Source organism: Bacillus sp. AFS059628 (assembly GCF_002571225.1).
Classification (GTDB): Bacteria; Bacillota; Bacilli; order Bacillales; family Bacillaceae_G; genus Bacillus_A.
On sequence record NZ_NVEC01000010.1, the window covers coordinates 10620 to 16647 of the forward strand.

6 protein-coding genes and 1 pseudogene are annotated in these 6028 nt (G+C 36.2%); 2 read left to right on the forward strand and 5 right to left on the reverse strand.

Annotated features, from left to right (window positions below; genetic code table 11):
- Window positions 1-27: 27 nt before the first annotated feature.
- The 5 genes from cotY to COL05_RS06065 form a co-directional block, all read right to left on the reverse strand.
- Window positions 28-504, reverse strand: a complete 477-nt coding sequence (cotY, locus tag COL05_RS06045) for a spore coat protein CotY (protein ID WP_098667941.1) — start codon at window positions 502-504, stop codon at window positions 28-30.
- A 142-nt stretch (window positions 505-646) separates the two neighbouring features.
- On the reverse strand, window positions 647-2713 hold the full coding sequence (locus tag COL05_RS06050; RefSeq protein ID WP_098667942.1) for an ATP-dependent helicase: 2067 nt from the start codon (window positions 2711-2713) through the stop codon (window positions 647-649).
- A gap of 99 nt (window positions 2714-2812) precedes the next feature.
- The gene (locus COL05_RS06055; protein ID WP_098667943.1) at window positions 2813-3235 is read right to left on the reverse strand and encodes a GNAT family N-acetyltransferase; all 423 of its coding nucleotides are present in this window, start codon (window positions 3233-3235) and stop codon (window positions 2813-2815) included.
- 1 nt (window position 3236) lies between these two features.
- A complete protein-coding gene (locus COL05_RS06060) occupies window positions 3237-3755 on the reverse strand; it encodes a YjcG family protein (protein ID WP_000765878.1) in 519 nt (172 codons plus the stop codon).
- A gap of 92 nt (window positions 3756-3847) precedes the next feature.
- The gene (locus COL05_RS06065) at window positions 3848-4579 is read right to left on the reverse strand and encodes an alpha/beta hydrolase (protein ID WP_098667944.1); all 732 of its coding nucleotides are present in this window, start codon (window positions 4577-4579) and stop codon (window positions 3848-3850) included.
- A 203-nt stretch (window positions 4580-4782) separates the two neighbouring features.
- On the opposite strand from COL05_RS06065, the gene COL05_RS06070 reads away from it, so the two are divergent.
- On the forward strand, window positions 4783-5694 hold the full coding sequence (locus COL05_RS06070) for a DMT family transporter (RefSeq protein WP_098667945.1): 912 nt from the start codon (window positions 4783-4785) through the stop codon (window positions 5692-5694).
- A 76-nt stretch (window positions 5695-5770) separates the two neighbouring features.
- Window positions 5771-5992, forward strand: a pseudogene (locus COL05_RS06075) (PH domain-containing protein); the annotation flags it as partial.
- Window positions 5993-6028 lie beyond the last annotated feature (36 nt).

The window sequence follows — 6028 nt, forward strand, 5'->3', positions numbered from 1 at the left end:
CCACCCAATCCATGCTTAAATCATTATTTAGCTTTGTATAGAAACATCACGTAAGCATTGAATAGCACAGAAGCAACTTAAATCAACAGTAATACAAGTGGAGGTTGATACTAATCTTGCATTTGGTACAGCTAAAAATGTACAGATTGGATCGTCAGTAGGTGGTACAGGGGACCCGTCACCTAATACTACATTTAATACACGTAATACAGCGCAATCATCATCATCTATACTCTCGACACGGAAAATTGGAGAACGGCAGCTAGTAAGGCTCGCAGATGGTGCGAATGCTTCAAATGGTGTACCGGCTTTTGTGTATAAAATAAAGGGACGTGTATTGGCTACTGATGCATTGTTATGTGCACCTAAAAATGGAACTTCGCAACCAGATCCACATGTTGTCGTTGCACATTCTTGTAGTTCATGTATAAAACGAACGACATTGGATACACAGTTGAAATCAAAATCATGGTCATGATGATCTTCGTTACAATTGCAGCTCATTATGTTCACTCCTTATCGTGAGTTCTGACATACACTATTACAATATGAACGGGATATGGCTGATATTACGTTAATTCTTACGATCAAAACAAGGAATTTATATAGTAGGGATGTACATAATGCAATATAAAAAAAGACATCCTTATTTCGTGGATGTCTTTTCAGGTAAATCTTTTCGAACAGTATATAAAAAACGAGATATATCTAATTTTTTTCCTCTGAAAAATTGCGGAGAGGAAATGTAAAGTTCTTCTTTTGCACGTGTAATAGCGACATAAAGTAGTCGGCGTTCTTCTTCTAAAGCTTCAGAAGTCTCTGTAACACGATCATTTGCATCTTTTAAAGAAGAAGTATGGGGCAGAATACCATCGCTCGCTCCAAGTAAAAAGACGCATGGAAATTCAAGACCTTTTGCGTTATGAATAGACATAAGCGAAACAGCATCTTTTTGCGGCATTGTTTTTAATGCTTCCATTTCCTTTTGACCTTGAATTGCTTCATTAATAAATTGTAAATAAGATGGAATATCGGTGAAACGATTTGCCGACTCCATTAATTCTTCTAACATTTCTTCTTGTATATCTTTATGCATCGTAAAGGAAGAACGATCGTTACTTTGTAAGTACTCTAAATACTTTCCTTTACCATGAATAATTTCCTTTAATGCTTTTTTCGGTTCTAGTTCTTTTATAAATTTAATAAAATCGATACGCTCATTTACCTTTTTCACTTGAAAAGGTTTTAAGCTCGGATTTAATAATAAGAAATGAAGAAGAGAAGGAAAACGGCCTTCACCATATTTCCATTGTTCACGTTCAATAAAGGAAATACAATCATCACGCCCAATATACATCGTTGGTAATATATTTGAAAGTGATTCTAATCGAAACGGCTCAATCACCAGTCTTAAATGATCTAATACAGGCTTAATTAAAGAATGTTCATAAAATGACTGACTCGCCCCGTGCTTAATAAACGGGATTTTGTGAATGGTAAGCTGATCAAGTAATGAACGGCTTACAGAATGTGTGCGATACAGTAAACAAAAATCTTTATAGTTTCGTTCACCGGTATCTACCTTTTCTTGAATGAGCTGCAAAATTTGATTTGCTTCATCAAGCGTCGTAGCTGGTCTTGCGTAAAAAGGTTGTACACCTTCTTCACGTACAGAATATAGCTCTTTATCAAAGCGCTCTTGATTTAGTTTAATCACTTCATTTCCAAGTCCGACGATAAAAGGATTGGATCGATAATTTGTATTCAGTGCGATAATCGTAGTGTTATCGAATTCTTTTGGAAAAGATAAAATAATTTGGTGGCTCGCTCCTCGCCAGCCGTATATTGCCTGATCGTCATCACCTGCGATAAACAAATTGTTTCTTGGCGAAGCTAACAATTTTACAATTTCATATTGTGCATACGATGTATCTTGAAACTCATCTACTTCAATATAGTGGAAACGTTGTTGTAATTGGGTAAGCAAAGGAGCATTATTTTCTAACATATAATATGTTTCTAATAGGATGTCATCGAAATCAATATAATTATATCGTTGTTTCACTTCTTCAAAACGCTCGTATACTTCTTTAAATTCTTGTTCAACAGGTGTTTTTGCTCGTACATCTTTCGGGCGATTCAATTTGTTTTTCTCAAGTGAAATCATCGCGAGCATCGTTTCAGCATCATAAGCGTCTTTTAAACGCAATTCTTTTAAAATTTTCTTTATCATAATTTGTTTATGTTTTTCATTTGCTAAAATTTGCTGATTATATCCTTGACTACGAAGCAATTTTAAAAAGACAGAGTGGAACGTACCAGCAACAACGTAGCTACTTACGGCATGATTCATACCTGGTAAATTCGCTACACGATTTCGGATTTCTTCAGCCGCTTTTTGTGTAAATGTAAGCAATAAAATATTTCGCGGATGAACTTGTTTTACATTTACTAAATAACCTACGCGAGTTGTTAAAACAGATGTTTTCCCGCTTCCGGCACCAGCTAATGTCAGAACAGGACCTTCTGTCGTTCGTACGGCCTCTAATTGTTTTTCGTTTAAAAATACATTTTGTTGTTCGAGAGCACGGAAATACGCCGCATCTGCATCTTCTTCCATAATTAAATGGGTAGATGTTTTTGGAATATGATATGTTGCACGTGGAATATCAGCGTGCGTTAATGATTTTTGTGAAAATTTTTCTTGTGTCATATATTCACCTTCAAAACTATAGCATCAACATTTAACTTTAGCGGAAGAAAAAGAAAATAGCAATGTAAAAAACAGGAGGGGATACCTCCTGTTTTCAAATTACAATTCTTTTATCATAACGACGTGAGGAATATTTGCTTCCATGAATACATCAGAACTCGTTACATATCCAAGTTTCTTATAGAAATCTTCAGCATGTGTTTGAGCATGCAACTTCAATTTTTGTAACGAGTGTTCCTTCGCATATGCTTCAAGTGCATCCATAACAATTTTTCCAATGCCTTTTTTACGATGGGAAGCTACTACGCAAATGCGTTCCATTTTCCCAATCCCATCAATGGTGCGAAAACGCCCAGCACCAACGGGAACATCATTATCATATATAACAACGTGTATAGAAGTTTCTTCAAACTCATCATACTCTTCTTCGGCAGAAACTTGCTGCTCATTTACAAATACTTGCTTACGTACAGAGAATGCATCTCTTAGTTGTTCTTCCGTTTGTACGATCTGTGCATGCAAATTAGTTGTTCCCCTTTCCAAGGCGGAATGTTTCGTGTACAGTCCATGTTCCGTTTTCTAATTGATATAGAAGATGGAAGCGGTCAATTGGTTGTTCATAATAGAAATCCTTCATACGTAATCGACCTAGTACATCAGCATGCTCTGCATCAGATAAGCCTTGTCCGATTGTTAAATGAGGTACGAAAGCGTATTCGCGTTCTTGTGTAAAGAACCCGCTGTGCATTTCCTCATTTAAGAAAGTAAGTTCCGGTGTTTTTTCTACTTTAAAATAAAGAACATTATTAACAGGTGCGAATGAACCAACTTTTCCAACATGAAGGGTAAAAGGGTTCGTTTTACTTGCGATTGTATGTAACTCGTTTACAATCGATTCTAATTGTTCGTCTTGCGTCTCAAAGGGTGTTTTCAATGTAATATGTGGCGGAACTAATGCGTAGTGCGGATCATAACGTTTACGCAATCCGTTCGCTTTATCTTGAATCATTTTAGATGGAAAAATTACAATGCCTAATTTCATGTTCCAATTCCTCCCTTTGTAAGTCTAGTTAGATTTTGAGAAAATAACTCTCTCAATCTATTATATCAAATTATTCTGAATACCGCTCTCTATTATTTCATTGATAGCATATGAGAGAAAGCTTTCGGTAAATCAGTTTGCCAATATTTCCACGTATGATTACCTTCAAATTCCTCGTAATGTGTAATGAAATTTCTATCTGTCAGAAGCGTATTAAGCTCACGGTTCGGCCCTACGAAATCAGATACTTGTCCATCCGTGCGCTTTACAGCTGTTTCTTCTGTTCCAATGACGTGATAAAGTTCTAGCGCCTCCGGATTTTTGAATTCTTTCGCTAAATTCATCACTGTTTCATCCACAAATGGTGATTGCATAACAACTTTACCGAATGTATGCGGATACATAAGTGCAGTCATAAAGGAAACTGTCCCGCCAAGAGAATCACCAATTAACACACGACCTTTTCCCATTTGGTACGTTGGATAATTTTCGTCGATATATGGTGCAAGTTCATGAGCAAGGAAGCGAATATAAGAAGCGTTTTTCACTTCATTTGGGAAATATTTTTCTTTACGATCGTGTACATTTTTATATGGAATACCGACAATAATTGTACGGTCAATTTCTTCAGTTTCACGAAGGCGCTCAATTACACGGTGCGCTTTACCGAGCTGAAAATAATCTCTACCATCTTGTGCAATGACCACTGTATGTTTGTGCAGTGGTGTGTAATTTACTGGTAAGTAAACGAGAAGTGTAACATCTTCTTGAAGTGATGCACTATAAAATGAAATCTCTTCAATTCTCCCTATTGTTTGATTCATGTGGATCCCCCTAAATAAAAATTTACTGTAATGATTGTAAGAGCGACGCTTGTAGTGAAAAAGAAAGAAATATTCACTAATAGGTGCTTTCGTTTCTATTTTACCATAATGGTACGAAGAATCTAAAAAATTAGTATTTAAGTTAGGAAAGAAAACGGATATAATGAAGTGGGATTTTTGACAGGTGAGAGGGGAGACGGAATTTGAAACAAGAAAGATCGATTGCACTACCATTAGCTATTTCCATTATAGCCATTTCATTCGCAGCAGTTTTTGTAAAGATGTCCTCAGCACCATCTTCCATATTAAGCATGTATCGATTATGGATTATCGTACTTATTATGTTGCCTATTGTTTGGAAAAAACGGGAAGAGTTTAGTAAGATTCAAATAAAAGATTGGGGACTTTTAATTGGATCTGGTTTCTTTTTAGCACTTCATTTTCTTTTATGGTTTGAATCTTTAAAGCATACGACAGTTGCGAGTTCGACGATTATATTAGCGCTTCAGCCAATCGTATCTTTAGTTGGAGGTTTTTTCTTATTTAAAGAAAGAACAACATACTCAGCTATTGCGACAATGGGAATTGCGATATTAGGCGTAATGTGTATTGGGTGGGGGGATTTAGGACTAAGTGAACAAGCAATTTATGGAGATATATTATCCTTCTTAAGTGTAATAGCAGTTGTCGGTTATTTATTTATCGGACAAACGACAGTAAAGAAAGTATCACACTGGATTTATAGCTTTACAGTCTTTGCATTCGCAGGTATTTTTATGGGGATTTATAATATAGTATTGCAAGTGCCTTTTATAGGTTATACGAAGTGGGATTGGACCGTTTTTCTTTTACTTGCGGTCGTGCCGACAGTGTCACACGTCATTAATAACTGGCTATTAAACTACGTAAATGCAACAACAATTTCAATGAGTATTTTAGGTGAACCAGTTGGAGCATCAATACTAGCTTTCTTCTTACTCGGGGAAAGATTAAATGCCATGCAAGTGATCGGTAGCATACTTGTATTGTTTGGTGTATCTGTTTTCTTACTACAGCAACAAAAGCGAACGGCAAAAAATGTAGTAAACGAGCCAGCGTATACACAGGAATTATAATGTTAAGAGAGAAAAGAGAAGTGGTGATACTTCTCTTTTTGTTTTATAGAAATACGGGCGTAGAAGGGGGAGGGAAATGGAGTTTCCATCAAAAAAAGATGTCTGGTTATATCCGATTTTTTTCGTTGTCATTGGAGCGTGTTTTGCTCCTTTATTTGCAGGGAGAGAGTATTTTCTTTTATTTTTTACAATCCCATTAGCCATATTATTCATGTGGAGTTGGTTTTCGACAATATACATCGTCGAGGAAGAAACGATTACTATTAGATCCGGTTTCGTGAAAAAGCGCATATTTATCCCGCATTAACGGGCAGTAAGACCCCCACCTCAAAAT